The organism is Cupriavidus alkaliphilus (assembly GCF_014191175.1).
GTDB lineage: Bacteria > Pseudomonadota > Gammaproteobacteria > Burkholderiales > Burkholderiaceae > Cupriavidus > Cupriavidus alkaliphilus.
In genome coordinates this window covers 21,637-46,860 of record NZ_JACHWE010000005.1, presented here as the reverse complement: position 1 = coordinate 46,860, position 25,224 = coordinate 21,637, and the positions used below count along the sequence as shown (strand labels likewise).

The window sequence follows — 25,224 nt, the reverse complement described above, 5'->3', positions numbered from 1 at the left end:
TCAGGCCTGCTTCAGGGGCACGCCGGTCAGGCGCTGCAATTCGTCAAAGCTCAGGCCCTCGACCAGGTCGCGCGCGACCAGGCCGTCGGCGGTGACGTCGAGCGTGGCAAGGTCAGTGTAGATGCGCGTCACGCAACCGATGCCGGTCAGCGGATACGTGCACGTCGGCACGATCTTGCTTTCGCCCTGCTTGGTCAGGTGCTCCATCATCACGAACACCTGCTTGGCGCCGATCGCCAGGTCCATCGCACCGCCCACGGCGGGGATGGCGCCCGGTGCGCCGGTGTGCCAGTTGGCCAGGTCGCCCTGCTGCGACACCTGGAACGCGCCCAGCACGCAGAAGTCGAGATGGCCGCCGCGCATCATCGCGAACGAATCGGCATGGTGGAAGTACGAGCCGCCCGGCTTGATCGTCACCGGCTGCTTGCCGGCGTTGATCAGGTCGCCGTCTTCTTCACCGGCGGCGGGTGCGGGGCCCATGCCGAGCAGGCCGTTTTCGCTGTGCAGCAGGATTTCCTTGTCGGCCGGCAGGTGGTTGCCGACCAGGGTGGGCAGGCCGATGCCGAGGTTGACCACGGCACCGTCGGGAATGTCTTTGGCCACGCGGGCGGCCATCTGATCGCGGGTCAGGCGTTGCATGCTGTTTCTCCTGTATTCGCGCTCAGGCGACCTTGACGACACGCTTGACGAACAGGCCCGGCGTGACGATGTGCTCGGGATCCATCTCGCCCAGCTCGACCACGCGGCTGACCTGCACGATCGCGCATTTGGCGGCCATCGCCATGATCGGGCCGAAGTTGCGCGCGGTCTTGCGGTAGGTCAGGTTGCCCCAGCGGTCGGCGGTGTCGGCCTTGATCAGCGCAAAGTCGGCGTGGATCGGGGTTTCGAACACATAGCCCTGGCCGTCGATGATGCGCGTTTCCTTGCCCTCGGCCAGCGGCGTGCCGTAGGCGGTGCGGGTGAAGAAGCCGCCGATGCCGGCGCCGGCGGCGCGGATGCGCTCGGCCAGGTTGCCCTGCGGCACCAGCTCCAGCTCGATCTCGCCGGCGTGGTAGAGCGAGTCGAACACGTAGGAATCCGCCTGGCGCGGGAACGAGCAGATGATCTTGCGCACGCGCTTGGTCTTGAGCAGCGCGGCCAGCCCGGTGTCGCCGTTGCCGGCGTTGTTGTTAACGATGGTGAGGTCGCGCGCGCCTTGCGCGATCAGCGCGTCGATCAGTTCCGCGGGCATGCCTGCCAGGCCAAAGCCGCCGGTCAGGATGGTGGCGCCGTCGTGGATGCCGGCAACCGCCGCTTCCACCGAGTCGTATAGCTTGTTGATCACTTGCGTTCCAGGTCGGAAGATCCGCCAGGCTTACCGGAGCGGGCCGCAAGCCGCGGCGCATGAAAGACGGTCTCCGGTAGTCCTGCCGGAAGGATGTTCGTTGCGGCGGGCGGCGTGGCCTGCCCGGTGAACGAGTCCAGCAGTCTGCGCGTGCTCTGCATCGGTCGAAGTGGACCAGGCACTCGTCGATCGAACCTTCGGACCAGCCGGGAAAAGCCGGGGACAAGCCGAAATGTTCGATATACGAACTTGAATTCGCAGAATGAACAGGTTACACCTGGCCCTCGGCGACGGTCAAGCCGACCGCGCGGTCGGCAAACCAGTTTGTGCGATCAGCGCGCAAGGTGACGCAGACACCCTCTGTGTAGGACAGAGCCGACATCACAATCGGCTCGCACGGGATAGGGTGCGAAGCCGGCCGGGCCTATCGTTGAATCAGAACAAGGCAGCGCCGCACAGCAGCCTCCGGACCACCCGGCTGAGCCGGCCTCGCCTGGCACCACACAAGAACGAGGAGCCCGTCATCATGGCCACCGCCAACGTCCCGTTTGCTTCCACGCCCCATGCAGCAGCGCTCGCGCGCATCCTGCATGTCACCCGCAGTGCCTGGGCAATGGACACTCACCCGACCCAAGCAACGGCGGCGCCTGCCGCAACCGGCGCCGCTACGCAGCCGCTATCGCGCCGCGCGCGCCTCGCCCGTTCGGCCGCCCGCGCCTTCGAGGCGCAGGTGATGGCGATCCGCTGCCGCCAGGCCGTCGTCGCCTGACTGTCGCCTGACTGTCGCCTGACCGTCGCCTGACCCCTGCCTCCCCCGTCTAGGCCGCTACCGGCACACCGGTCAGCAGCACGCGGCTGCCGCCCGTGCCGGGCCGCACTTCCAGCCGCACGTCGATGCGTTCGCGCAGCTCGGTCACGTGCGAGATGATCCCGACCAGGCGCCCGGCCTGCTGCAGGTCAAGCAGCGTGCGCAGGGCGAAGTCCAGGCTTTCGGGATCGAGCGTGCCGAAGCCTTCGTCGACGAACAGCGTGTCGAGCTGGATGCCGCCCGAGCGCGACTGCACCACGTCGGCCAGGCCCAGCGCCAGCGACAGCGACGCGAGAAAGCCTTCGCCGCCTGACAGCGTATTGGCCGGGCGCGCCGCGCCGGTATCGTGGTCGAACACTTCGATGTCCAACCCTCCGGCGCTGCGCTGGTCGGCCTGCTCGCGCACGCGCTGCAGCACATAGCGGCCGCGGCTCATCGCCAGCAGGCGCGCGGAGGCGGCTTCCAGCACCTCGTCGAGCAGCGTGGCCAGCACGAAGCGCTGGAACGTCATGCGGCGCGGGTTGTTGCCGTTGGCCACTTCGGCCAGCCGGCCCAGCACGGCAAAGCGCGCCTCGATGTCGCGGCCTTCCTGATCCAGTTGGTGCAGCCGCTGCTGGCATTGCAGCAGCGCGTCGCGGGACCGGCCGCGCTCTGCCTGCTGCCGCACCAGATCCTCCACGGTCGCGGCCGAAGCCACCAGCGCCGCGCGCAGCGCGTCTACGTCGGGTGCATCGAGCGCTTGCGCGGCAGCTTCCGCGCGTTCGCGGCGGTCCGCAGCGGCGGCCAGCTGGCTATCGAATGCGCGCAGCGTGGCGTCGAGCGCCTGCATCGCGTCATCGTCCAGGCGGGCGTCGGCGTGCGCTCGGGGATCGGCAAAGCCGTGCTGCGCGAGGGCCTGCACCAATGCCGCTTCGGCGTTGGCCAGGCGTTCAGTGATCTGCGCGTGAGACTGCCGTGCCGACACCAGCGCGGCCTGCGCACCGGCATCCTCCGCCGCGGCGTGGCGCTCTGCCGCCTGCGCCGCGGCCAGCGCCTGCTCCAGTCCAGTCAGCGTGGCCTGCGCCTGGCGCAGTGCCTGGCCCAAGGCCACCGGATCGCGCGAGTCCTCGGGGACCTGCGCGCTCTCGGCCTGCCATTCGCCGCGGCAATGTGCCAGTGCCTGCGTGGCGGCATCGGCAGCGGCGACGGCATCGCGATGCACGGCTTCGGCGCTGTCGCGCGCCGCGCGCGAGCTCGCGATCGCGGCTTCGCGCTGCGCCAGGCTTGCCGATGTCTGCCGCTGCTGCGCCAGCGCCGCTTGCCGCGATTCGATGTCGGCGTGGACGCTGGTGGCCGCTGCCTCGCTGGCATCGCCCAGTGCCGCGGCCAGTTCTTCCAGCCGCTCGCGGGCCTGTGCGATCGCCAGCTGCGCGGCCTGGTGCTGGCCGGCACAGCGCACTGCTTCGGCCTCCGCTTCCAGCAAGGCATGGCGCGCGGCCTCCAGCGCCAGGTCCGACAGCGGCTGCGCCACGTGCCGTGCCGGCTCGGGATGCGCGGTGCTGCCGCACACCGGGCAGGCATCGCCTGACGCCAGCGTCTGCGCCAGGCGCGCGGCCTGGCCCGCGCGCCACGCCGCTTCGGCTTCGGCCAGCGCGGTTCGGCAGCGGTCGCGCCGATGCAGCGCCTGCTGTTCGGCTTGTGCATGCCCGGCGGCCTGCGCATGCGCGCTGTCCAGCGCGCGCGCCGCTTGCCGATACCGTTCGAATTGCCGCGCGCGGTCCTGCAGCGCGGCCAGCTGCAAGGCGCTCGCCTGTGCCTGCGCCGCGGCGAGCTGCGCCTGTCCCAGTGCCGATTCGGCGGTCACGGCGGCGGCGCGGCATGTTTCAACCTGCGCCATGGCGCGATCGCGTGCGGTGGCGGCGGTGGCCTGCCTGGCTTCGGCCTCGTGCAAGGCGCGCTGCAACGCCCCCAGCCGCTGCGCGCGCGGCAGCATCGCTTCCAGTTGCGTAACACGGCGCTGCGCGGCCTGGCGTACGTCGGCCTGCTGCACCTGCGCCTGCAAGGCCGCGGCGGCCTGCGTGGCCCGTTGCCCGGCGCGCGCCGCGTGCTCGGTCGCCTGTGCCAATACCGCGGCGCCGGCGGCATGATCGCGCTGCGCGGCCTGCGTGGCCTGCACCGCCGGCATCACGCGCGCGGCGCGCTGCGCCGCCTGCAAACGGCCGCGCTGATCATCCATGGCGGCCTGCCGCGCCAGCAGCGCGGCATGGGCGGCCTGCGCCTGCTGGCGCTCTTGCAAGCGCGCCGCCACCTGCTCGCCCGCCGCGAGCGCGGCCTGCGCGCCAGCGTGCGCAGCGCGTGCGCCCTGCTCCTGGCCTTGCAGCGCCTGCAGCTCTGCCTGCATGGCAGCGATGCCGTCCGCCAACGCTTGCGCCGATGTCACGCCGGCCTGCCGCAACGCTTCCTCGCGCTGGATGGCAATGCGCTCGGCGTCGCGCCGAATACCGGCGGCCTCGGTCTTCAGCAGCTCTTCCACGCGGCGGTACAGCTCGGTGCGGAACAGCCGCTCGAGGATGGCCTGCCGCGCCTGCGAGCTGGCGGTCAGCAGTTCGCGAAAGCGTCCCTGTGGCAGCACGATGACCTGGCGGAACTGCGCGCTGTCGAAGCCCAGCAGCTCGCGCACGGCATCGGTGACCTTGCCCGGCTGGCTGGCTTTGCTGACCCAGCCGTTGCCGTCGTGCTGGTCCAGTTGCGCCCTGGCCGGCTCGGTGACCCAACCCTCGCCGCGCTGCCTGGGCCGCTCCTGCACGGGCGAGCGCACCACGCGCCAGCGCTGCGCGCCCAGGCTGAAGCTCAGCGTCACTTCGGTGCGCAGGCCCGCTGCCGCATTGGCGCTGCGCATGGCCTGCGCGCTGCGCTCGCCGCCGGAGGTGTCGCCGTACAGCGCGAAGCAGATGGCATCGAGCAGCGTGGTCTTGCCCGCGCCGGTAGGGCCATGGATCAGCACGAAGGCCTGCTCGCCCAGCCGCGTGAAATCGATCTCCTCGGTCGCGGCAAAGGGGCCGAACGCCTGCAGCGTCAGATGCAGCGGTCTCATGCCGACTCCCGTTCGGCCGCGGCGATGCCGGCCAGCACCTGGTCGAGCGCGGCGCGCTGGTCCGGGTCCAGCTCGGCATCGGCCACTTCGCGGAAGAAGCTGGCAAACAGCTCGCCGGTGCCCAGCTGCCGCAGCTTGCGGCCCGCCTCGGACGCCAAGCCACTGCGCGCAAGCACCGTGCGCTCGATTGCCAGCGCGTTGGGATACACCTGGCGCAACCGGGCCATCGGGTCCAGCAGCGCGCCGGTATCGGTGAGGCGCGCGTGGATGTAGTCGTCGCATTGCGGATCGTCGGCACCCGCGGCCAGCAACTGTGCCAGTTCACCCTCCACCACGCGCACGTCGCGCAGCGGCTGCAGCGCCACAGGGGTGATGGCGACAGCCCCGTCCGCATCCAGTTCGATGCGCGACACCGACTTCTGGTGCGCGCATTCCGACAGCGAGTATTTCAGCAGCGAGCCCGCATAGTGGATGCGGCCGCCGCCCAGCGTCTGCGGCCGATGCAGGTGGCCCAGCGCGACCAGGTCGAAGCCGGCGAACAGGTCCGCGGCCACGGCGCCGCTGCCGCCCACCGACAGCGGCCGTTCCGATTCGCTGGCCGCGCCGCCCACCACGAAGGCATGGCCCACCACCACCGCGCGCACGCCCGGCGGATGCACCGCGCGGATGGCATCGAGCTGCGCGCGCAAGGCGGCTTCATGCGATGGCACTTCGGTGCCCATCGCATCGCGCACCACCGCGGGCTCGGCATACGGCAGCGCATAGACGCGGACTTCGCCGTGCGCGTCTTGCAAGGTCACGCAACTGGCCGCCGCCAGCGTGCGGCCGGCCACATGCAGCCCCTGCGCGCGCATCAGGCGCGCACCGAATTCCAGCCGCTGCGCGCTGTCGTGGTTGCCGGCGATCATCACCACCGGCACGCCGGCGTCGACCACGATACGGCCCAGCACGCCGTCGAGCAGCGCCACCGCCTCGGGCGGCGGCACGGCGCGGTCATAAACGTCGCCGGCAATCAGCACGGCATCCGGGCGCTCGGTGCAAACCAGTTCGACAAACTGGTCAAGGAGATGGGCCTGGTCTTCCAGCAGGCTGCGCGCATGGAAGAGGCGGCCGAGATGCCAGTCGGCGGTGTGAAGGAAACGCAATCCGGGGTCCGTTGAAGTAGCGGCGAAACCCGCATCATAATGCGTCGCAGCCGGCCGCTTGTTCAGCACAGGTTCAGGCGGGCGCGCGCATCATGGCCGCAGTCGCCCCTCGATCCATCTCAACGGAGAACGCACATGAAACGCATCCTGACCACCACCACCCTCGCGCTGGCGCTGGGCCTGGGCGCCGCCGGCGCCAGCGCCCAGTACACCGGGCCCTCCACGGTGCCCGTGATGACCGTCAAGGCGCTGCAGGCCGACGGCAAGGACGACCAGCAGGCCGTGCTGCGCGGCAAGATCGTCAGCAGCGTCGGCGACGAGCGCTATCTGTTCTCGGATGGCACCGGCCAGATCAAGGTGAAGATCAAGGCCAGGACCTGGCCCGCGCAGAAGCCGGTGGATGCGCAGACCACGGTGGAACTGGTCGGCGAATACGACAAGGAACTGATCGGCGAATCGCACTTCGACGTGAAGGAGATCCGCCTGCCCTGATGACGATGGGGCTCAGACCGGCTCGGCCTCGCTGTCGGCGATCTGGTACTTGCGCATTTTTTCCCACAGCACCTTGCGGCTGATGCCCAGGCTTGCCGCCGTGTCCTGCCGCCGCCAGCCGTTGGCGTCGAGCGCGGCCAGGATGCGGCGGCGTTCTTCCATGTCGCCGCGCAGGTCGGTGCGCTCGCCGCCATCGAACGCGCCCGGATGCAGCGCGCGGAACAGCGGCCGGATGCGCTCCTCGTCCCAATGCCCGGTCTGCTGGACGGTGATGCCGACGCGCTCGGCCAGGTTGCGCAGCTCGCGCACGTTGCCGGTGAAGTAGGCGGTGCCGACCGCGCCCTTGAGCCAGTCCGGCATTGGCGGCAACGCGTCATAACCCGACGCGCCCAGCATATGGCGCAGGAACGACTGCAGCAGCGCCACCTTGTCGGCCGGGCCGCGCTCCTCCAGGCTGGGAATGCGCATCTCGATCACCGCCAGGCGGAAGAACAGGTCGGCGCGGAAGCGCCCCTGCCGCACCGCGTCGCGCAGGTCCTTGTTGGTCGCGGCCACCAGGCGGAAGTCCAGCTTGACCGCCAGCGTCGAGCCCAGCCGGGTGATCACGTTCTCTTCCAGCACGCGCAGAAGCTTGACCTGCTGGAACAGCGGCAGGTCGCCGATCTCGTCGAGAAACAGCGTGCCGCCGTTGGCCTGCTCGAAGTAGCCGCGATGCGCGAACGAAGCGCCCGTGAACGCGCCCTTGGCATGGCCGAAGAACTGCGACTCGAACAGCCCGTCGGGAATCGCGCCGCAGTTGACCGCGACGAACGGGCCCTTGCCGTAGGTGCTGTTGCGCTCATGGAACAGGCGCGCGATGCGCTCCTTGCCGGCGCCGGTTTCGCCGTACAGCATCACGTTGCTGCCGAAGTCGGCAAAGGTTTCCACGTGCTGCAGCAGCTGGCGCATCGCCGCGGAGCCGGCCACCAGGTCAGCCTCACGCTCGCCTGGCGCGTCGGTCGCGAGCAGCTGCGGCAGCAGCTTGCCGATCTGGCTGCGCAGGTCGGCGCCGGTAAAGTCATCGGCCAGGATATGCGCGTACTCCGGCGGGAAGCGTCCGGGATCGGTCTCGCGCCCCGGTCCCGCCACCCAGATCACCGGCATGCCATGCGCGGCTTCCCAGTCCAGCGAAAAGCGCGCGGCGCCGATCACCGACACGCTGATCACCGCGATGCACGGCTTCAGGCGCGGCTCGGCCGGCAAGGCCTCGAGCGCGCCGGCGCGAATCACGTCCACGCCCAGCGGGGCGAGGAAACGCGTGACGCGGTCGGCAATCTCGTACTTGCCTTCCCACACGTAGACTTCAAGGTTTTCGTAGGCCCAGCGGTCTGTCTTCATTCTGTTTCTGCCATCAGGCGGTTTGGCGCGATCATGGCTCAGTACACCAGTTCGGCGTTGTTGCAGTCGATGCTGTGGACCCAGAGGTCGGCGGTACCGAGCTGGATGCCGAGGCTCAACAACAACGAAGTCAGCAGCGTGTCCAGCGGTGCGATGACGGGCAGGAGAATCGCACTGAAGTCCATCGTCGGCAACACTTGCACCCCCACTACCTCTGGAGCGACTTTCAGTGCCAGCACCTGCGTTAGTATTCCCGTGAGCGGCGTGTCCGACTGCAGCGGTTTGTGCCCGCCCGGGGCCAGTGCAACATCCTTTACTTCCTGGCCAATACTGCGCGTCTGGGGATCATCAACGACGACGAGGTCGAGCAACGGTATGGTCAGCGCCGAGGCCTGACCGATAGAAACCTTAGAAGCGGTGCATTGATCGGTCAGGCAAACGGTGAGCACGCTGGGCTTGACCTCCAGGATCGCCAGGCGGTCCTCGGGCCTGGCAGCGCACTGCAACGCTTTCAAATTGGCTCGCGCTTTGCCTACGCTGATATGCAAGGGCAAGGTCAGCTTGATATTGGCTAGCGGCGCAAGTGCTCCGACATTGACCTCCGCACTCACCTTCAGGCTGACTTGCGAGGTGTGTGCCGATGTTTGCCACGAACCGTCGGAAAGCTGTCGTGCGGGTCCAACCGCGGTCACGGGCGGCGAGATTACCTTCAGGCTGGCCGTGGCGCCGCCCAGCCCGAGCGGTAGCGCCGGTATGGGCACCGTGGCAGATAGTGCTGCATTGGCACTGGCAACTTGTGCGCCCGCAAGAATCAAATGTGCCACATTCAGACCAACTTGCGCGGCTGATGAACCCGTCGGCGCTAGTAGATCCAAGTCAAGCAGCTGGTTAAGCTTCACTGTCGCCGCGGCAGCAGAGATGCCGAGCGTCGCCGGCACACCTTGCAACCACGCGTCAAGGACTCGATTGCGGCCCGCTGCGTCAAGTACCAAGGCATAAAAATCCCCCAATGCCATTGTCGTGCCAAGCAGACCCTGAACGGTGCCAGCCTTCGCCTGGAGCCGCAACTGGTCTACCGTTACCGTCGTATTCAGCAACCCATTCCAATCGATACTTGCAGCGAGCGCATTGCCTAACAATGGGGCCAGCAGGCTCTTCGCCGTGTCGGCGGTCAGCACACCCGAGCCAAGCGTAAATGAGGCCACGGGCGGGCTGCCACTGGCGACGGCTTCGGCATACAACTGTCGCCCGGCACCGCCTGGTAACACAAACAATATCGGTACCGTCTGTGTGGCCTGCACACGCACAGCATTGGGCGACTCCTTCTCGGGGGCGTAGTTGGCAGAGAAATATCGAGGTGCGACATTGGCAGTCGGATCCCACATGCCCAGGCAAGCCGTCATTGCATCGGCCTTGCCGCCCGTGGCTTCGCCGCAACCCAACGCGCTGCCCGAAGGGTATCCGTTCTTCGCACTGATGTTGGCAACGGTACCGAGTACTGCATTGTTCAGTTGCGTCTGGTCGGGGGTAGCCATGGTTGGACTGTCCGCCCGCTTGAGCTGCTGCGCCGCCGACATCGCCGCCAGGTCCACCATGTTCTGCAGCTGCCGCTGGCGCATGAATACATGGCCCACGTCGATCGACACCAGCGCGGCGATCGCCACGGTGGCGATCAGCAGCGCCGCCATCACGCTGACGGCGCCGCGCGCGCAGCGACGGGTGCGGGGCAACGGCAGCTGGCGCAGGCTCATTTGCCGCCCAGCATCTGCCCGGCCGAGCCGGCGCGCGTGGTACTGGCGTTGGCCTGGCCGGTGTAGAACTCGGGCAACGCGAAGCGGAAGCTGTTCAGGTAGCGCTCATAGCCCAGCGCGGCCTGCTCGCCGTGCATCGGCAGCATCGGTCCGGCCTGGGTGCCCTCGCGCTGGATCGCCAGGCTCGTGCGCGTGTCGGCGCCGATCTCGCGCTGCGCGGGCCGCGCCGGCGGCACGCCGGCGGCTTCGGTCAGCGCGGCGTCGCCCTGCGCGTATGCCAGCGGAGCCAGTGCCCACAGGCAGAGCGCCACGCATGCGGCGCGCTTTGGGATCGCAACAAGTAGATTGGCTGTCATGGTGTAGCGCTGGTTTGCGCAGCGATGGCGATTGGCTTGGCCACGACCGCCACGGCGGCGGCGGGCGCGGAGATCGGTTTCTGGCCCTGGCGCCCCACGGCGCGGTCACGCGCGGCGGCGGCGCGGGCGATGCGCTCCGCCTCCTTGCGGATCGCGCTGCGCGTGGGCTCGGGCAATGCGGCCTTCTGCATCATGGCGTTGGCCTGGGCGCGCTTGCCATCGGCCATCAGCCACACCACGGCATTGCTGATCACGCGCGGATTGCGCGCGTCCAGTTCGAGCGCCTGCATCACCGGCACGCGCGCGTCCTGCAGCGCGCCGGCGCGCATCAGCGCATAGCCCAGGTCGCTGGCGATGCGCGCGTTGACCGGGTCCAGCGCGGCGGCGGTGCGCAGTTCCGTGACCGCGCGCACAAAGTCGTCCTGGCGCCCCGCCAGCAGGCCAAGGCCGTGGTGCGCATGCGCGGCCTCCGCGCCCTTCGCGGTGGCGGCGAGCGCCTGGTAGGCCTCGATGGCGGCCTGGTCCTGTCCGGTTTCGCGCAGCGCATCGGCACGCATCACCTGGATCTCCGGGCCGGTGCCGAAGCGCTGCACATAGACCTCGATATGCGCGAGCGAGGCAAAGTAGAGCCCGTCCTGCTGCATCTTGCGGATCAGGCCCAGGTAGACCGCCTGTTCGCTGTATTCCGCGCGCGCGGTCTTGTCGCGCAGCCTGGCCAGTTCCACCTGGGCCTCGGCCTGCTCGCGCATGGCCGAGGCGCCGTTGTTGCCGGCGGCGCAACCCGACAGCGCCGCCACCAGCACGCACGCGGCCGCGGCCCGGATCCGGCCCGTCGCCATCGCGGCCGGGCGCGCCATGAAACCCATCATCGCGTTCCTCCCATGTTTGCCAGCATGCGGATCACCCCGAGAAAGCCGGGGCCCGCGGTCAGGATCAGCAGCACCGGCAACAGGCTGACCACCATCACCGCGGTCATCTTGACCGTGAGGCGGCCGATCTCGTCCTTCATGCGCGACTTGCGCGCCTCCTGCATGCGCAGCCCGAACTGGCGCAGCGGCTCCTGCACCGCGCCGCCATGCTTGTCGACCTGCGTCAGCAGCGTGATCAGGCTCTTCAGGTCTTCGCTGTCGAACAGCCGGCCGATGCGCAGCAGCGTCTGCTCGCGCGAGCGGCCCGACGCGAACTGCTGGTTGGCGCGCGCCAGTTCCGGCCCGAGCACGCGCAGCATGCTGCCGAACTCGGCCACGATCACCTGCAGGCTCTGGTCGATCGACAAACCTACGCCCTGCAGCAGCCGCAGCATGTCGATCAGCACCGGCAGCTCGTCGTCGACCATGCGCAGGCGCGCGCCGGCGCGCCGGCGCAGGAACCACTTGGGTGCCAGGTAGGCCACGGCGAAGGTGCCGAAGCCCCATGCCATGACCATGAAGGCACTGGCGCCGAGATGCCACAGCATCGCCAGCACCGACAAGGCCGTCGGCAGGCCCAGCCGCAGCACGCCGAACACCACGCGCGCCTGCACGCCATACCAGCCGCATTGCTCGAGCAACTGCTGGTCTTCCGGCGTCACCACCGCGCGGCCCAGCCGCGATTCCAGCCAGTGGGCATCGAAGCGCTCGCCCACGCGCGCACCCAGCTGGGCGCCGAGCGCGGTGGCGACACCGGACGTTGCCGCGGTGGCCGCAGGGTTGGTCGCCGGGCGCGCACCCGGGGTACCGGGCACGCCCGGTGCGCCCGGCGCGGCAGCGGGCGAGGCCTTGGCAGCCTGGGCGACTTCCGTCGTACGCTGCTGGCGCGCCAGCGCGGCGTCGATGGTGCGGGCCGACAGCCGGCGCTGGCGCCAGTCGCGCAACAGCGGCAGCGCCAGTACGCCGACGCCGCAGGCGGCGGCCAGCAGGCTCAGCGAGATCAGCGTCAGGCGGTCCATGGGAGCGATGTCATCGTTGCCTTCAGATCGACTTGGCCAGCCGGTACAGCATCAGCGCGCCGGCGACTTCCAGCGCCGCGGCCGACAGCAGCATGGTCTTGCCGGTGGGGTCTTTCCACATCATCAGGATGTAGCCCGCGTTCAGCGTGAACAGGCCGCCGGCCACCACCAGCGGCAGCAGGCCCAGCACCCACGCCGACAGCCGGGTCTCGGCCGACAGCGCCATCAGCTCGCGCTGCGCCTGCTCGCGGTCGCGCATGAAGGTGGCGGTGCGCTCCATCACCACGTCGGCGCGGCCGCCGTATCGCACCGACAGGCGCAGCACCGAAGCCACCAGCACCAGTTCCTCGACCTTGTAGGCGCGCCCGACCTGCAGCACCGCCTGGTCCAGTTCCTTGCCGGCGCGCTGCAGGTGCACGGCCTGCACCAGGCACTGGCGCAGCGGCGCCTCGGTATTGGCGATGGAATTCTGGAAGGCGGCGGGCACGCTGCTGCCGATGGTCATCAGCCGCACCACGCCATCCAGGAAGCCCGGCAGCTGCGACAGCAGCTTCTTGTGCAGCCGCCGCACGCGGTGCCAGGCCGCGCACGCCGTCACCGCCAGCGCGACCACCAGCGCCGACAACGCGCCCAGCCATTGCCCCGCAACCGCACCGGCCAGCGTGCACAGCACCAGCGGAGACAGCCACACCAGCGCGGTGCGGCGCGTCGGCGCCAGGTCGGCGCGGCGCAGGAAGTCGTCCCAGCGGCGGCGCAGGTCGCGCGCGGGCAGTTGCAGCGACGGGTCGGGCGCCTGCGTGTAGCGCATCCGCACCTGCTCGGTCTGCGCCTGCAGGAAGGCCTGCTGCTGTTCGCGGCGCGCGCGTGCCTGCGCGCCGGCGAGCAGCAGCAGCCCCAGGCCGGTGATGACCAGGGCGAGCGCGGCGAGCAGCAGCGTGGCGCTAGACATCGAAGCGGTCGTCCAGCATGAAGCCCGGGCCGCGCATGCGCGCCAGCTTGGGCGAGTGCGGCAGCAGGCCCAGCGACAGCCAGCGGTCGGTCTCGGTGCCGTCGGGGTTCACGAACGGCTCGTGCCGGTACAGCTCCTGGGTCGAGATGATGTTGTCGCCCAGGCCAGTGACCTCGGTGATCGACACGATGCGGCGCTTGCCGTTGGACAGCCGCGCGATCTGCACGATGAAGTCGATCGCATTGGCGATCTGGCGCCGCAGGCTCGTCTCGCTGCCCTGGAAGCCGGCGAAGCCGGCCAGCATCTCCAGCCGGTACAGGCACTCGCGCGGGCTGCTGGCGTGGATGGTGCCCATCGAGCCGTCGTGGCCGGTGCTCATGGCCTGCAGCATCTCCAGCACCTCGCCGCCGCGCACTTCGCCGACGATGATGCGGTCCGGGCGCATGCGCAGGCTGTTGCGCAGCAGGTCGCGGATCGACACCACGCCGGTGCCCTCGAAGCCGCCCGGCCGGCTTTCCAGCCGCACCACGTGCGGGTGGTTCAGCGCCAGCTCGGCGGTATCCTCGATGGTGATGACGCGCTCGGTGGGCGGCACGAAGGTGGCCAGCGCATTGAGCAGCGAGGTCTTGCCGGAGCTGGTGCCGCCGCTCACCAGGATATTGCAGCGCGCCTGCACCGCGGCCTGCAGCAGGTCGCAGATCTCGGGGCTCATGGTGCCCAGCGCCTGCAGGTCGGCGGGCGTCATCGGATCCTTGCGGAACTTGCGGATCGACACCACCGGTCCTTCCAGCGCCAGCGGCGGGATCACCACGTTGATGCGGCCGCCATCAGGCAGGCGCGCATCGACCATCGGGTTGGACTCGTCCAGGCGCCGGCCGATCGGCGCCAGGATGCGGCGCACGATGCGCAGCAGGTGGCCGCTGTCGGCAAAGCGCACCGGGATGCGCTCGAGCACGCCATGGCGCGACACGTACACGTCCAGGTGGCCGTTGACCAGGATATCTTCGACGGCCGGATCGTTGAGCAGGTCCTCGATCGGGCCGAAGCCGGCCAGCTCCTTGGTCAGGGCCTCGGCAATCTGGCGCAGCTCGGCCTCGTTGATGGGGATGCGCCGCAGCCGCGTAAAGCTCTCGAGCTCCAGGTCGACAAAGCGCTGGATCGCGGTGCGCGACCAGCGCCCGAACTCGGCGCCAAGCTCTTCGATGCGCGTCAGCAGGTGCTCGTGCGCGGCTTCCTTGATGTTGTGGAACTCCTGCGACACCGGGAACGGTGCGGGGGCGTTGTCGGAGAATTCGATCGCTTGCGTCATGTCAGCTTCCTGTACGTGCCGCGCGCGCGCCGCGCGCTACCAGCGCCGAGCGCAGCGCGCCGGGCAGTTTGTCCTTGATCCGCGCCAGCAGCGTGGCGTCCCGGGCCGCGGCGGTGCGGTAGCCCAGCCGTGCCAGCAGTTCGGCCAGCGCGCGCACGTAGGGGCAGTGCGGATCGTCGTCGGCCAGCACCGCGCCGCGGTTCATCGCCAGCACCAGCGCCTCGCGGCTGTCCGGCAGCGTCGCCACCGACTCCACGCCCACGCGCCGCGCGATCTGCGCGGCATCCACGCCCAGGCGCGCATCGAAGCGCGATACCAGCAGGTGGAGGTCGTCGCGCTCGACTTCGCGCGCGCGCAGTTCATGCACCAGCTCCGCCGCCGACACGATCGCGCCCACGCTCTGGTCCGCCACCAGCACCACGCTGTCGGCGGCCTTGACGATCTGCGCGGTGAACTCGGCGTTGCCGAAGCCGCCCAGGTCGACGATCTGCAGGTCGAAGAACGCGCGCAGGCGCTCGAGCAGGCCGATCGCATCGGCGTACGAGATGTCGCGCAGCTCGCTCAGCGCGGCCGGCAGCGGCAGCACGCACACGCCGTTGCCGTGGCGCGTCAGCGCGGTCTGCACGAAGACCTGGTCGAAGCGGCGCAGGTTGCGCACCGCCTCGACGAAATGGAAGCCCGGGCTCAGGTTCAGGTAGAGCGCGCCGTCGCGCGCCGGCAGGCCCAGGTCGGTCAGCAGCACTTCGGCGCGGGCATCGGTCTTGGCATGGCGCGGCAGGTGGCGGCGCGCCGCCGCGGCCAGGTTGACCGCCAGGCTGGTCACGCCCACGCCCGCGCGCGCGCCCAGCAGCGCGATGATCTTGCCCTGGCGCACGGCCTCGGCCGGGCGCACCTGCTCGCTCGGCACGGCCAGGCGCTTGACCACGGCCTCGGCCTCGGCCGGCGCGTCGCGCAGGTCGATGAAGTCCTTTACGCCCGCGCGCAGCGCGGCCAGCATCACGCCGGGCTCGCCGGCGTGGCCCACGGCCACCAGCGGCAGGCCGGGGAACAGCCGCTGCAGCTGCTCGGCCAGCCGCGCCGACGGCGCCGCGAGTTCCGCCGAGAAATGCAGGAACACCAGACCCGGGCGCAGCTCGGAGACGCGCTCGATAAAGCCTTCCTGGGCGCCACCATCGGCCACCAGCGTGCCCAGCGGGCCGATGACCTGGCCCAGCCAGTCCCTGACTTCGCCCTGCGTTGCGTGCAACAGAAAATAGTCCATCTCTCCGCCTCAAAGCTGTTGGCCATGCCAGCCGGCATGGCCGGCGGCTATTTCGAGAAACCCGGCAAAGTCGGGTCCGCGTATTCGCCCAGCATGTACCAGCCCCACACATTGGGGCTGGCACTGGTCCGGCCGTCGGCGCCGACGGCCTGCGCCGCCGGCGAGTTCTTCGCCATCGGCTTCACCAGGCGCGGCGTGACGACGATCATCAGCTCGCGGTCTTCCTGGTGGAAGTTCAGGTTCTTGAAGAACACGCCGATCACCGGCAGGTCGCCCAGCACCGGCACCTTGTTGACGTTGCTGACGGTGTTGCGGCTGACCAGCCCGCCGATCACGAAGCTCTCGCCGTCGCCCAGCTCGACTGTGGTGTCGGCGCGGCGCGTGACGATGGCCGGCACCACCGCGCCGTTGATCGAGATGCCGCGCGACGGGTCCAGATCGCTGGCCTCGGGCGCCACCTTCAGCGCAATGCGGTCGGCCGACAGCACCGTGGGCGACACCGTCAGCCCGATGCCGAACGGCTTGAACTGGATCGTGGTGGTACCCAGCGCCTGCGGCACCGGGATCGGGATCTCGCCACCTGCCAGGAAGCTGGCGCTCTGCCCGGACAGCGCCACCAGGCTGGGCTCGGCCAGCACGCGCGCCAGGCCGTTGGCCTCGAGCAGGCTGATGTTGGCGAAGATGCCGTGGGTGAGCGACGCGGCCACCAGGTTGAAGGCATTGCTCATCGGCGACGCGATATCGGCGCTGAAGCTGCCGGGCGTGCCGCCGCTGCCCGGCGTAAAGGTGAACTTGTTCAGCGTCGACGGCGAGAACGTGCCGAAGGCAAAGCCCGAGTTGTTGCGGAAGAAGTTGATGCCGACTTCCTTGAGCACGGTCTTGCTGATCTCCACCACCTTGACGTCGACCTGCACGGTGCCGGAGAGCGGCACCGTGGAGCGGTCCACCACCAGGCCCGGCCTGCCGTCGGTCTTGCCGGCCGTGGCCGCACGCGCCGCAGCTTGCGCGCGCGCGGCGCCATAGGCGTCGGGCGACTGGCCGGTGATGGTAGCGCCGGCTGCCGAGTACCCCAGCTGCGCGCCGTTGGCATCGGGCGCGATCGCATCCACCTGCACGCTGTAGCTCTGCGGCTCGGCGCTGCCGCGCGTCCACACCATCACGTCGGTCACGCCAGGCTGTTTGGCCACCAGCAGCACGCTGGGTGCGCCGCGGGTGCGCAGGATCAGCGCATCGGCCACCGCGGGGTTGCCCACGGCGACGCGCTCCACCGGCTGCGCGCTGCGCAGCTCCTTCTGCGCGCCGGCCATCAGGCGCAACTGCCGCGCCGTGGCGGCATCCTGCGCCTGCGCCTGCGCGCGCGGCGTCAGCGCACACCATGCGGTGGTGGCGATCATGGCGGCAAGTGTGAGCTGCATCAGCCGGCGGCGCAGCGTCACGGCATGGGCGGAAGTCTTCTGGATTGGCATGCGATGGGCGCCCACTTTCTTATTCGATGTCGCGCTTGCCGGCGCGGATCACTTCCACGCCGGCGCGTTCTCTGACTTGTGCCGGCGCCGGTGGCGCGGCGACCTGCAGCGGCCGCGGCGCCGGCGCTGTCGCCGGTGCGCGCGCAGCCGGCGCGCCGTTGGTGGCGGCCAGTCCTGACAGCAGCACGCCGGCGGTGGCCTTGTCGGTGGCGGCGCGCGGTGCGTCGGCAGGAACGCCGGCGCGGGCGGCCAGCGCGGGCGGCGGCTCGGCAAACATGCCGTCGCTCGGCATGGCCGGGTCTTGCGGATTGCGCAGTGCCAGCATCAGGCGCCCCGAGTGCTGCGCCATTGCCAGCCGGCTGACCTGCTCCAGCGGCACCGACAGCACCGCGGTCTTGGCGCCTTCCTGGCGCGCCATCATCTGTTCCGGCTTGGCCGCCTGCGGGCGGTTGACCGAGGCCACGCCGTAGGCCAGCACGCGCAGGCGCGACAGCAGCATGCGCGCCTGGCTGTCGGGGATTTCCTGCTGGTCGCGCCGCAGCACCAGGAACACATCGACATAGTCGCCCGGCTGCACCTGGTTGCCGACGCCGATGACTTCATCGACCGACACCGCCACCGCGCGCTCGCCCTCAGGCACCTGCGCGGCCAGGCCGGACAGCAACTGGCTTTCCAGCACCGGCACGTTGGCGCCCAGCGCCACCAGCGGCACCTGCCCGGTCACGCGCGCCACCTCGCGGTAGGCGCCGGCGGGATCGATCGGCAGCATCTCTACCTTGAGCGCCTCGGCGTCGAGCGGCTTGCCGGCTTCGGCCGGGCGCGTGGTGACCACCACGGGGTGCAGCGGCTTGGCGCCCGCCGCGGCCGCGGGCTGGGCCGGCTGGCGTCCCACCTGCCACGCCAGCAGTGCCAGCAGCAAGGCCAGGCCCAGCAGCACGACGGCCAGTAATCGGATCTGCTTGCTGGTCATGCGGAAGTCCTTGGTTCGGGCATGGGGCAGTTCGTCATGCGCATCAGATATCGGGAGAGAGCTGGACCATGGCCGAGCCCGACAGCGCGGCCGGCAGCGGCACCATCGGTACCGCGGGCATGATGTTGGTGGTGGTCAGGGTCAGCGTGACCTGTACACAGACGTCGGCCGAACCAACCGCGCATGGCACGGCCGTGGCAACGCCGGCGGGTGGAATCAGGTCGCGCAGGGACGCGGGCAGGGTGCCGCGCGCCATCGCGGCGGCGGCATCGACACGGGCCTGCTGGGTGGCCGCAAGGCCGGTGCCGGCGACGCCCGCGGGATAGCGCAGCGCGGCGCGCGCGCCTTCCTCGGCGGCCAGCGTCAGCACCTGCTGCAGCGCCAGCATCACGCCGTAGTAGACGATGCCGATCACGATGGTGAGCAGCACCGGCGCCACGATGGCAAATTCGATCGCGGCGCTGCCGGCACTGTGGCGGCGCCGGCTGATTTTCCTGTTGACCCTTGCGTGCAGCAACATCCGAAACCCCGGTCTCTTGGTGTTCTGCCGCGCCGACCGGCGGCGCGGCCTGCTGGCGTCAAGCCTTTCCGGCTATCGGCCCGCAGCCATCCAGGCCAGCACGCCCACGGCCAGGTACGCCGCATACGGGATGCCGCGCGCCAGCGAGAACTGCGCCGTGGGAAGTGTTGGGTCCTGGGAATGCAAAGCGTGATCCGCGGCCGGCGTGCGGCGTGCCAGGGCCAGCGCCAGCAGCGCGTGCACCAGCCCGAGCAGGCTGCCGACGACCCATGCCACCACCAGCCCTTGCGGACCGGTGAACAACCCCGCCACCGTCAGGAACTTGACATCGCCCGCGGCCATGCGCCCCAGGGCGTAGACCGGCAAGGTGACGGCAAGACCCAGCCCCGCGCCGATCAGGCGCGCGGCCAGCGGCAGTTCCGTGGCCTGTCCGGCGATCAGTGCCAGCCCGAGGGCAAGCACGGCGATCGCCAGCAAGATATTCGGAACCCGCCGGTGAGCGAAGTCTGTGTAGAGGGTCGCCGCGCAGAGGAGCGCGGCAATCACGTCGTGCCCAGCGAGATTTAAGGCGTCGTCGCTGGCTTGCTGAATTTCAGCACTTCGTCAGAGATCTTCTTGAAGGCATCGTCGAGATTGCCACCAAGCGAACTGACAGTACCGACAATGGCCAACGCGATGAGTCCCGCGATCAGCCCATATTCAATAGCGGTTGCCCCGCGCTCATCCTTAATAAAGCGTGCAATGAGTCGTTTCATGATTTTTGACACTCCCGAGTGATCTGATGCCGCGATCACGCTTCCCCCGTTCGATTTATCACGGTGCTCTGGTGGCCCGCTCTTTTATCGACTATTCACGCTTGCTGCGCCTTTTTTATAAGACATGGTATGTCTCAACCATACCCCTCCCTCGGGTGATAGTAATGACCCGAAGGGGTTAAAGCACCCGTTTGAAACGACCCGGTACGTGCCGGGGCCGTTGCTTTCCAAAGCGCTGGCGGGCCGGCGCAAACCGGCCCGCAGTCTGGCCACGCAAGCATTTCGGCCGCGCCGCCAGATCGAATAAAAAGATGCGCTGCGACGGGGTGATGAGCGACAGCGCACCGTGAAAACACCTATGCGGGTTGAGACATTTCAGTGGTGGAGCAGCCCGCCCAGGATCGGCAGTTGCGGCTTGCTGTCGCCGCCGCCCGAGCCGCCACCGGCGCTGCCGCCGACACCGCCCTTGATGCCGCCGACCAGACCCGTGACCGGCGCCAGCAGCGCACCGACCGGGCCCAGCGCGCCGCCGCCACCGGCACCGCCATCGCCGCTGCCGGGCTTGACCAGCGGCAGGCTGCCGAGCAGGCCGCCGAGCGCATTGCCGCCGTGGCTGCCATCGCCGCCCTGGCCGTTGCCGGCCAGCGGCAAGTTGCTCAACAGGCCGCCCAGCGGGTTGCCGCCGGTCTGGCCGTTGCCGTTGACCAGCACGCCGACCGCGGCAACGGTCTTGCCGGTCTCGGTCACCACGCCGCCGAGCGGTGCGACCACCGGGGCCTGCGTGTTGCTGAGCATGCTGCCGCCGGTGGCCACCGTATTGCCCACCTTGTAAAGCAGGCCGTCGACCGGTCCGCCCAGGCGCGTGGCCGCGCCCAGCGTCTGGGTGCCGTCGGTGACCTTGCTGGTCAACGGCACGATGACCTTGCTGAGCGAGTTGGTGACCTGCGCGACGGCGCCATCGGACAGCACCGTCTGCAGCTTGTCGCCGCCGCCCTGCACCGCTGTGCCGACCTTTGCGACCAGGCCGCCCACCGGCGTGGTCAGCGGTGCCAGCGGCGCCAGCTTCTCGGTGCCCAGGCCCTTCACCAGCGCACCGCCGCTGACCACGGCGTCGCCCACTTCGCGCACGACGTTGCCGGTGCTGGACACGGTCACGCCGAGCGGGTTGTCGACCGAGCCCATCTGCCCGAGTCCGTCCCGCACGCCGGAGCCGAGCGCGCCGACCGCTTCGCCCGCATTGACCACCACGCCGCCCGCGCCCTTGCGTGCGTCGGTGGGCAGCAGCGGCAGCGGTGCATCCTGGATCGACTTGCCGATCTCGCTGACGGCGTTGCCCGCTGCCACCACGGTATTGCCGGCGCCTTCGGTGACCTTGGCAGTCGGCGTGGTTTGCGCGGCGGCCGGCGGCGGCGGCGTGACCGGCGTATCGGCGCCGCCGCCGCTGGGCTGCGGATTGGCGCCGCTGCCGCTGCCACTCGACGAACAGCCTGCCATCAGCAAGGCAAGCGCGGCGACGCCTGCCGCGGCCAGCGAAGTCATGGAATGCGGTGCGGAATGCTTGGTCTTCATTGTCCTTCTCCTGTCTGGTTGGCCACGGCGCAGCCGGGCCGTCTTTTCTTGTGAGCCGCATGGAATGCCGACGAGCCCCCCGGTTGTCCCGCTTTGTTCGACCGGCCTGCCATCCCCATCAGCCATGGCACACGGTGGAACGCGAAATCGTCGGCGCGTCGGGAGAGGAAATGGCAAGGCCCGTGCCAGCGCTGCAAGGTACGCGGGCGCACCGACCGGCGGGCTGCTTGCATGCCTTGCGCGGCGCGGGTTGCAGCCGAATCGGAATGACAGCGGCACACACGCTGGCAGCGCCGCGGCCGGGTCAGAACGTGTTACGTGCTACGTAACGTGTTCCGCGCAGGCGGGAACACGCCGCGGCGGCGCGCGCGGCGCGCGCCGGCCGGCGACGCACCCCATCGCCCACGCTGTTTTTGTTCCCCGCTCACGCCACACGTTACGTAACGCGTAACGCGCCAACCGCTTCGCGCAAGCGCTCGCGCAACGCTCGCGGCGTTTTCCCCGACCAGCGCGCAGGCCGCATGGCGCAAGGCTTCGCGGGCGCCATACCCGACTTCGGCGGGGTCTGTGCGGTAGCGCGCTAAAAGGCTGGCATACCGATTGCGCCATCACCGTCACCGCAGCACGCAGAAGGACGAACGCGTTGCGCGGCCGAGCGATTAAACGACGGGAATGAAGGAACAGATCATGCGCAAACAACAACTCGCCGTCACGGCACTCCTCGCAACCCTGCTGGCCCTAGGTGGCTGCGCCAGCGGCAGCGGCTCGACGTCGATGGGCACCAGCGACACAGCGGGCACGAACGGCGGTACCAATGGTGGCGGTACCAGCGGCGGCACTGGCGGCGGCTCCGGGGGAACCGGTGGCGGCACCGACCTGGCCGGTGGCGGTACCGGTGGCACGGGTGGCGGCACTGGAGGCACGGGCGGCGGCACCGGCGGCAATGGCGGAAACACCGGCGGCAATACCGGCGGCGGCGAGACTCCCACCGCGCTGACCCCGACCGCCACGGTGATCAACAATGCCGGCACGGTGCTGGGCAATACGGGCAGCACCGTCAGCGACCTCGGCAACCAGCTTGGCAACGCCAACCTGCCGCTGGTACCGGGCCAGACCCAGAGCGGGCTGGGCGGCGTGGTGGCGGCGACCGGCGATGCCGTCGGCGCGCTGGCCACGGGCCTGCAATCCGGGCTGGGCAGCATGCCCAATTCGACCAACCCGGTCGGCACCACTGTCGCCAGCACCGGCAACGTGGTCACCGAACTGGGCAAGGCGGTGACCAGCGCCGGCACGGCGGTGAGCGGCCTGGGCACCGGCCAGCTGGCACCGCTGGCGCCGCTGACTTCACCGCTGGGCGCGGTGGTCGGCACGCTGGGCAATACCGTGAGCAACACGGGCGGGACGCTGACCTCGGTATTGTCGAGCGGTGCGGTCGAGCAGGTAACCATCACCACCAGCAAGCTGATCGTGCCGATCACCTCGCAGCTGACCAGCACGACGCAATCGCTGGGCGCCGCGACCGGGCTGGGCACTCCGACCGCCGGCCTGCTGGCGACGGTGGGCGGCGCGCTCGCGACGGCCGGCAGCAAGCTGCAACAGACCAACACGCCGGTGGTGTCGGGCGTCGGCGGCGTGGTGAACGCCACCGGCACCACGGTGGCCTCGCTCGGCGGCGCGGCGAACGGCCCCGCCAGCGGCGGCGGCCTGGGCGCGCTGAGCCCGGTACTTGCACCGGTAACTTCGCTGGCCGGGGGGCTGACTGGGGGTGCGGGCGCTGGCGGCAACGGTTCGCCGCTGGCGCCTGTCACCGGCCTGGTCGGCAGCGTCACCGGCGGTCTGACCGCAGCCACCGCCAACACGCCGCTGGCGCCGGTCACGTCGCTGGTCAGTGGCGCGGTGGGCGGCCTGGGCAGCGCCACCGGCGGCAGCGCCGGTTCGCCGCTGGCTCCTGTGACCAGCCTGGTCGGCAGCGTCACCGGCGGCCTGACCTCCGCGACGGCCAGCACGCCGCTGGCGCCGGTCACTGCCGCGGTAAGCGGCGTGGTGGGCGGCGTGGTGGGCAGCGTTGGCGGCGCAGCGGCCGGCACGGGCAGCACCAGCCCGCTCGCGCCCGTCACCAACGTCGTCACCGCCGTCACCGGCGGGGCCACTTCCACCGCTGGCAGCACCACCAAGGGTTCGACCACCACCGGCCCGATCGGTGGACTGGTCGGCGGCCTGCTCGGCGGCCTGAGCGGCGCGCTCGGCCAGAAGTAATCCTGCCTTGGCCGCTGTCCCGGCGATCGCGTGATTGCGTGATCGCGGGCAGCGGTGCTCACCTGATTCAACGTAGCGGCCACGCGCTGGACCGGCAGTATCGGCCAGCAGGCGCCCGGGGGTAGCGGCAATCCCCACGCCGGTGGCACGCGACGTCAATAGCCGCAGTGTTTCTTACAGGGGTTTTGCCATGCGTGCACGTCATCGCGTTGCCGCGCTGCTGGTCGGCGTCGGCGCGTTCCATCACGGCCTGGTCCAGGCCGATCCGCGCAGCCCGGTCCAGGGCGATCCAACCCAGACGCTTCCCAAGATTGCGCCGGCCCGGCCCGACAGCCGCGTGACCGTGCAGGTCGAGCGGCCGCAGCCCGCGATGCAGGACCTGCTCAACGCGCGCCTGACGCCGCGGCGCTTTCGCATCGAGGGCGCCAAGACGCTGCCGTTCGAGGAAGTGGCCGCGCAGTTCACGCCGCTGGCCAACCGCGAGATCACGGTGGCGCAGCTGCTGGAAGCCGCCAATGCGGTGACGCAGATGTACAAGGAGCGCGGCTACCCGCTGTCGTTCGCCTTCGTGCCGGCGCAGGACTTTGCCAACGGCGATGTACTGGTGACGGTGGTGGAAGGCTACGTCGCCAAGGTAACGGTGACCGGCAAGGCGGGTCCGGCCGAGCGCCGCCTGCGCGCCATCGCCGAGAAGCTGCAGCAGGACCGTCCGCTGCGCCAGGACCGCTTCGAGCACTACGTCAACGCGCTGGCGCTGCAGCCCGGGCTGCAGGTGGCCGCCACGGTGCAGCCGCCCACCACCACCGACGGCGCCTGCGAGATGGTGCTCGACGTCAAGCGCAAGCCCTTTACCTTCGGCACCGGCATCGAATACATGTCGCCGGGCCTGCGCGCCATCGCCACGGCCACCACCAACAGCCTGACGCCGCTGGGCGAGCAGATCTCGGTCTCGGCGCTGTTCCCGAAGGGCCGCGACAGCGAGGAATACTACGCCGCCAGCTATGCGCAGCCGATCGGTACCGAAGGCATGGTGGCGCGGCTCAACGCCTCGCACTACCATGGCGTGCCGCAGAACGCAACGCTGGCGCCGATCGGCTTCAACCCGCGCTATGTCAATGACACCAAGCGGATCGGCGGCACCCTGAGCTATCCGCTGCTGCTGTCCAACGCGCATACGCTCACACTGACCGGCGGCGTGTACGGCGCCGACCAGTTCGAGCGCTATACCCATACCGCCACCGGCACGCGCGTCACGCTCGGCACCAACGTGCGCGTGGCCACGGCGGAGCTGACCTACCTGCAACGCGGCGAAGGCGTCAGCCGCAACGCCACGCTGGGCCTGTACAAGGGCTTCGATGCGCTGGGCGCGAGCCGCCAGAACAACAACAACGACCTGAGCTTCTTCCGCACGCGGCTGCTGCTGTCGCAATCGAAGGACCTGCCCGCGGGCTTCGGCCTGACCCTGGCCGCCGCCGGCCAGTACAGCGGCGACCGGCTGGCCTCGGGCGAGCAGATCAGCTTTGGCGGGCGCTTCTTCGGCCTGGGCTATCCCGCCGGCGAAGTCGCGGGCGACAAGGGCTGGGGCGCGTCGGCGGAAATCAGCCGGCTGTTCCTGCCGGACCTGACCTACCTGCGCACGATCCAGCCTTATGTGTCCGCCGACGTGGCGCGCGTGTATTCCAACAGCGTGTCGCTGTCGCACCGCAGCCTGTCGTCGGTGGCGCTCGGCGCGCGCTTCTCGGACCGGCGCTATTACACGCTGGACCTGTCGCTAGCGCAGCCGGTCGGCGACAAGCCGACCAATGCCAGCCGCCGCTCGCCACGCATCAACATGATCTATTCCTACCAATTCGACTGAGTCCTGCTTTTCCAAGGTTCCCTGCACGGCCGGCGGCAGTTCAGCGCCGGCCGATTTT

At 69.7% G+C, this 25,224-nt stretch carries 22 protein-coding genes; 4 read left to right on the top strand and 18 right to left on the bottom strand.

Features of this window, described 5'->3' with window-relative positions; genetic code table 11:
• Positions 1 to 639: a 3-oxoacid CoA-transferase subunit B gene (locus tag FHX60_RS17890; protein ID WP_116384201.1), complete on the bottom strand. Its 639-nt coding sequence runs from the start codon at positions 637 to 639 to the stop codon at positions 1 to 3.
• 22 nt (positions 640 to 661) lie between these two features.
• Entirely contained in the window at positions 662 to 1,324 is a 663-nt protein-coding gene (locus FHX60_RS17885) for a 3-oxoacid CoA-transferase subunit A (protein ID WP_092316195.1), read from the bottom strand.
• A gap of 526 nt (positions 1,325 to 1,850) precedes the next feature.
• On the opposite strand from FHX60_RS17885, the gene FHX60_RS17880 reads away from it, so the two are divergent.
• Complete coding sequence (locus FHX60_RS17880) at positions 1,851 to 2,093, top strand: hypothetical protein (RefSeq protein WP_183284074.1); 243 nt, start codon at positions 1,851 to 1,853, stop codon at positions 2,091 to 2,093.
• 49 nt (positions 2,094 to 2,142) lie between these two features.
• Here FHX60_RS17880 and FHX60_RS17875 read toward each other — a convergent pair whose 3' ends face one another.
• Positions 2,143 to 5,205, bottom strand: coding sequence for an AAA family ATPase (locus FHX60_RS17875; RefSeq protein WP_183284073.1), 3,063 nt, complete (start codon positions 5,203 to 5,205; stop codon positions 2,143 to 2,145).
• Positions 5,202 to 6,350 carry an exonuclease SbcCD subunit D gene (locus FHX60_RS17870; protein ID WP_183284072.1) on the bottom strand — a complete coding sequence of 383 codons (1,149 nt, stop codon included), beginning with the start codon at positions 6,348 to 6,350 and terminating at the stop codon, positions 5,202 to 5,204. Before FHX60_RS17870 ends, FHX60_RS17875 begins: the two co-directional genes overlap by 4 nt.
• Positions 6,351 to 6,485: 135 nt before the next feature.
• On the opposite strand from FHX60_RS17870, the gene FHX60_RS17865 reads away from it, so the two are divergent.
• The gene (locus FHX60_RS17865; RefSeq protein WP_111521495.1) at positions 6,486 to 6,842 is read left to right on the top strand and encodes a YgiW/YdeI family stress tolerance OB fold protein; all 357 of its coding nucleotides are present in this window, start codon (positions 6,486 to 6,488) and stop codon (positions 6,840 to 6,842) included.
• Positions 6,843 to 6,854: 12 nt separating this feature from the next.
• Here the strand turns inward: FHX60_RS17865 and FHX60_RS17860 are convergent, their stop codons facing one another.
• From FHX60_RS17860 to FHX60_RS17795, 14 genes are all read right to left on the bottom strand, one after another.
• On the bottom strand, positions 6,855 to 8,219 hold the full coding sequence (locus FHX60_RS17860; RefSeq protein ID WP_112777245.1) for a sigma 54-interacting transcriptional regulator: 1,365 nt from the start codon (positions 8,217 to 8,219) through the stop codon (positions 6,855 to 6,857).
• Positions 8,220 to 8,257: 38 nt separating this feature from the next.
• Positions 8,258 to 9,970, bottom strand: a complete 1,713-nt coding sequence (locus tag FHX60_RS17855; RefSeq protein ID WP_260164037.1) for a TadG family pilus assembly protein — start codon at positions 9,968 to 9,970, stop codon at positions 8,258 to 8,260.
• Positions 9,967 to 10,326: a DUF3613 domain-containing protein gene (locus FHX60_RS17850; RefSeq protein ID WP_183284071.1), complete on the bottom strand. Its 360-nt coding sequence runs from the start codon at positions 10,324 to 10,326 to the stop codon at positions 9,967 to 9,969. Before FHX60_RS17850 ends, FHX60_RS17855 begins: the two co-directional genes overlap by 4 nt.
• Positions 10,323 to 11,183 carry a tetratricopeptide repeat protein gene (locus FHX60_RS17845; RefSeq protein ID WP_183284365.1) on the bottom strand — a complete coding sequence of 287 codons (861 nt, stop codon included), beginning with the start codon at positions 11,181 to 11,183 and terminating at the stop codon, positions 10,323 to 10,325. The genes FHX60_RS17850 and FHX60_RS17845 overlap by 4 nt, the downstream gene beginning before the upstream one ends.
• An 8-nt stretch (positions 11,184 to 11,191) precedes the next feature.
• Positions 11,192 to 12,253, bottom strand: coding sequence for a type II secretion system F family protein (locus tag FHX60_RS17840; RefSeq protein WP_183284070.1), 1,062 nt, complete (start codon positions 12,251 to 12,253; stop codon positions 11,192 to 11,194).
• A gap of 22 nt (positions 12,254 to 12,275) precedes the next feature.
• Positions 12,276 to 13,202 (bottom strand): type II secretion system F family protein, encoded by a 927-nt coding sequence (locus FHX60_RS17835; protein WP_112777241.1) that lies wholly within the window; start codon positions 13,200 to 13,202, stop codon positions 12,276 to 12,278.
• Complete coding sequence (locus FHX60_RS17830) at positions 13,195 to 14,511, bottom strand: TadA family conjugal transfer-associated ATPase (protein WP_183284069.1); 1,317 nt, start codon at positions 14,509 to 14,511, stop codon at positions 13,195 to 13,197. Before FHX60_RS17830 ends, FHX60_RS17835 begins: the two co-directional genes overlap by 8 nt.
• A gap of 1 nt (position 14,512) precedes the next feature.
• The gene (locus FHX60_RS17825; protein ID WP_183284068.1) at positions 14,513 to 15,772 is read right to left on the bottom strand and encodes a CpaE/TadZ family protein; all 1,260 of its coding nucleotides are present in this window, start codon (positions 15,770 to 15,772) and stop codon (positions 14,513 to 14,515) included.
• 47 nt (positions 15,773 to 15,819) lie between these two features.
• Complete coding sequence (locus tag FHX60_RS17820; RefSeq protein WP_116602994.1) at positions 15,820 to 17,238, bottom strand: type II and III secretion system protein family protein; 1,419 nt, start codon at positions 17,236 to 17,238, stop codon at positions 15,820 to 15,822.
• Between the two features lie 19 nt (positions 17,239 to 17,257).
• Entirely contained in the window at positions 17,258 to 18,208 is a 951-nt protein-coding gene (gene cpaB, locus FHX60_RS17815) for a Flp pilus assembly protein CpaB (RefSeq protein WP_183284067.1), read from the bottom strand.
• A 43-nt stretch (positions 18,209 to 18,251) separates the two neighbouring features.
• A complete protein-coding gene (locus FHX60_RS17810) occupies positions 18,252 to 18,728 on the bottom strand; it encodes a TadE/TadG family type IV pilus assembly protein (protein WP_116602992.1) in 477 nt (158 codons plus the stop codon).
• A 72-nt stretch (positions 18,729 to 18,800) separates the two neighbouring features.
• Positions 18,801 to 19,274: an A24 family peptidase gene (locus tag FHX60_RS17805; RefSeq protein ID WP_112777235.1), complete on the bottom strand. Its 474-nt coding sequence runs from the start codon at positions 19,272 to 19,274 to the stop codon at positions 18,801 to 18,803.
• A 17-nt stretch (positions 19,275 to 19,291) separates the two neighbouring features.
• The gene (locus tag FHX60_RS17800; protein ID WP_112777234.1) at positions 19,292 to 19,483 is read right to left on the bottom strand and encodes a Flp family type IVb pilin; all 192 of its coding nucleotides are present in this window, start codon (positions 19,481 to 19,483) and stop codon (positions 19,292 to 19,294) included.
• A gap of 375 nt (positions 19,484 to 19,858) precedes the next feature.
• Positions 19,859 to 21,052, bottom strand: coding sequence for a collagen-like triple helix repeat-containing protein (locus tag FHX60_RS17795; RefSeq protein ID WP_183284066.1), 1,194 nt, complete (start codon positions 21,050 to 21,052; stop codon positions 19,859 to 19,861).
• Between the two features lie 687 nt (positions 21,053 to 21,739).
• On the opposite strand from FHX60_RS17795, the gene FHX60_RS17790 reads away from it, so the two are divergent.
• Together FHX60_RS17790 and FHX60_RS17785 are read left to right on the top strand one after the other, a co-directional pair.
• A complete protein-coding gene (locus FHX60_RS17790) occupies positions 21,740 to 23,308 on the top strand; it encodes a collagen-like triple helix repeat-containing protein (protein ID WP_183284065.1) in 1,569 nt (522 codons plus the stop codon).
• 190 nt (positions 23,309 to 23,498) lie between these two features.
• Complete coding sequence (locus tag FHX60_RS17785) at positions 23,499 to 25,166, top strand: ShlB/FhaC/HecB family hemolysin secretion/activation protein (RefSeq protein ID WP_183284064.1); 1,668 nt, start codon at positions 23,499 to 23,501, stop codon at positions 25,164 to 25,166.
• The last annotated feature ends 58 nt before the right edge of the window (positions 25,167 to 25,224 follow it).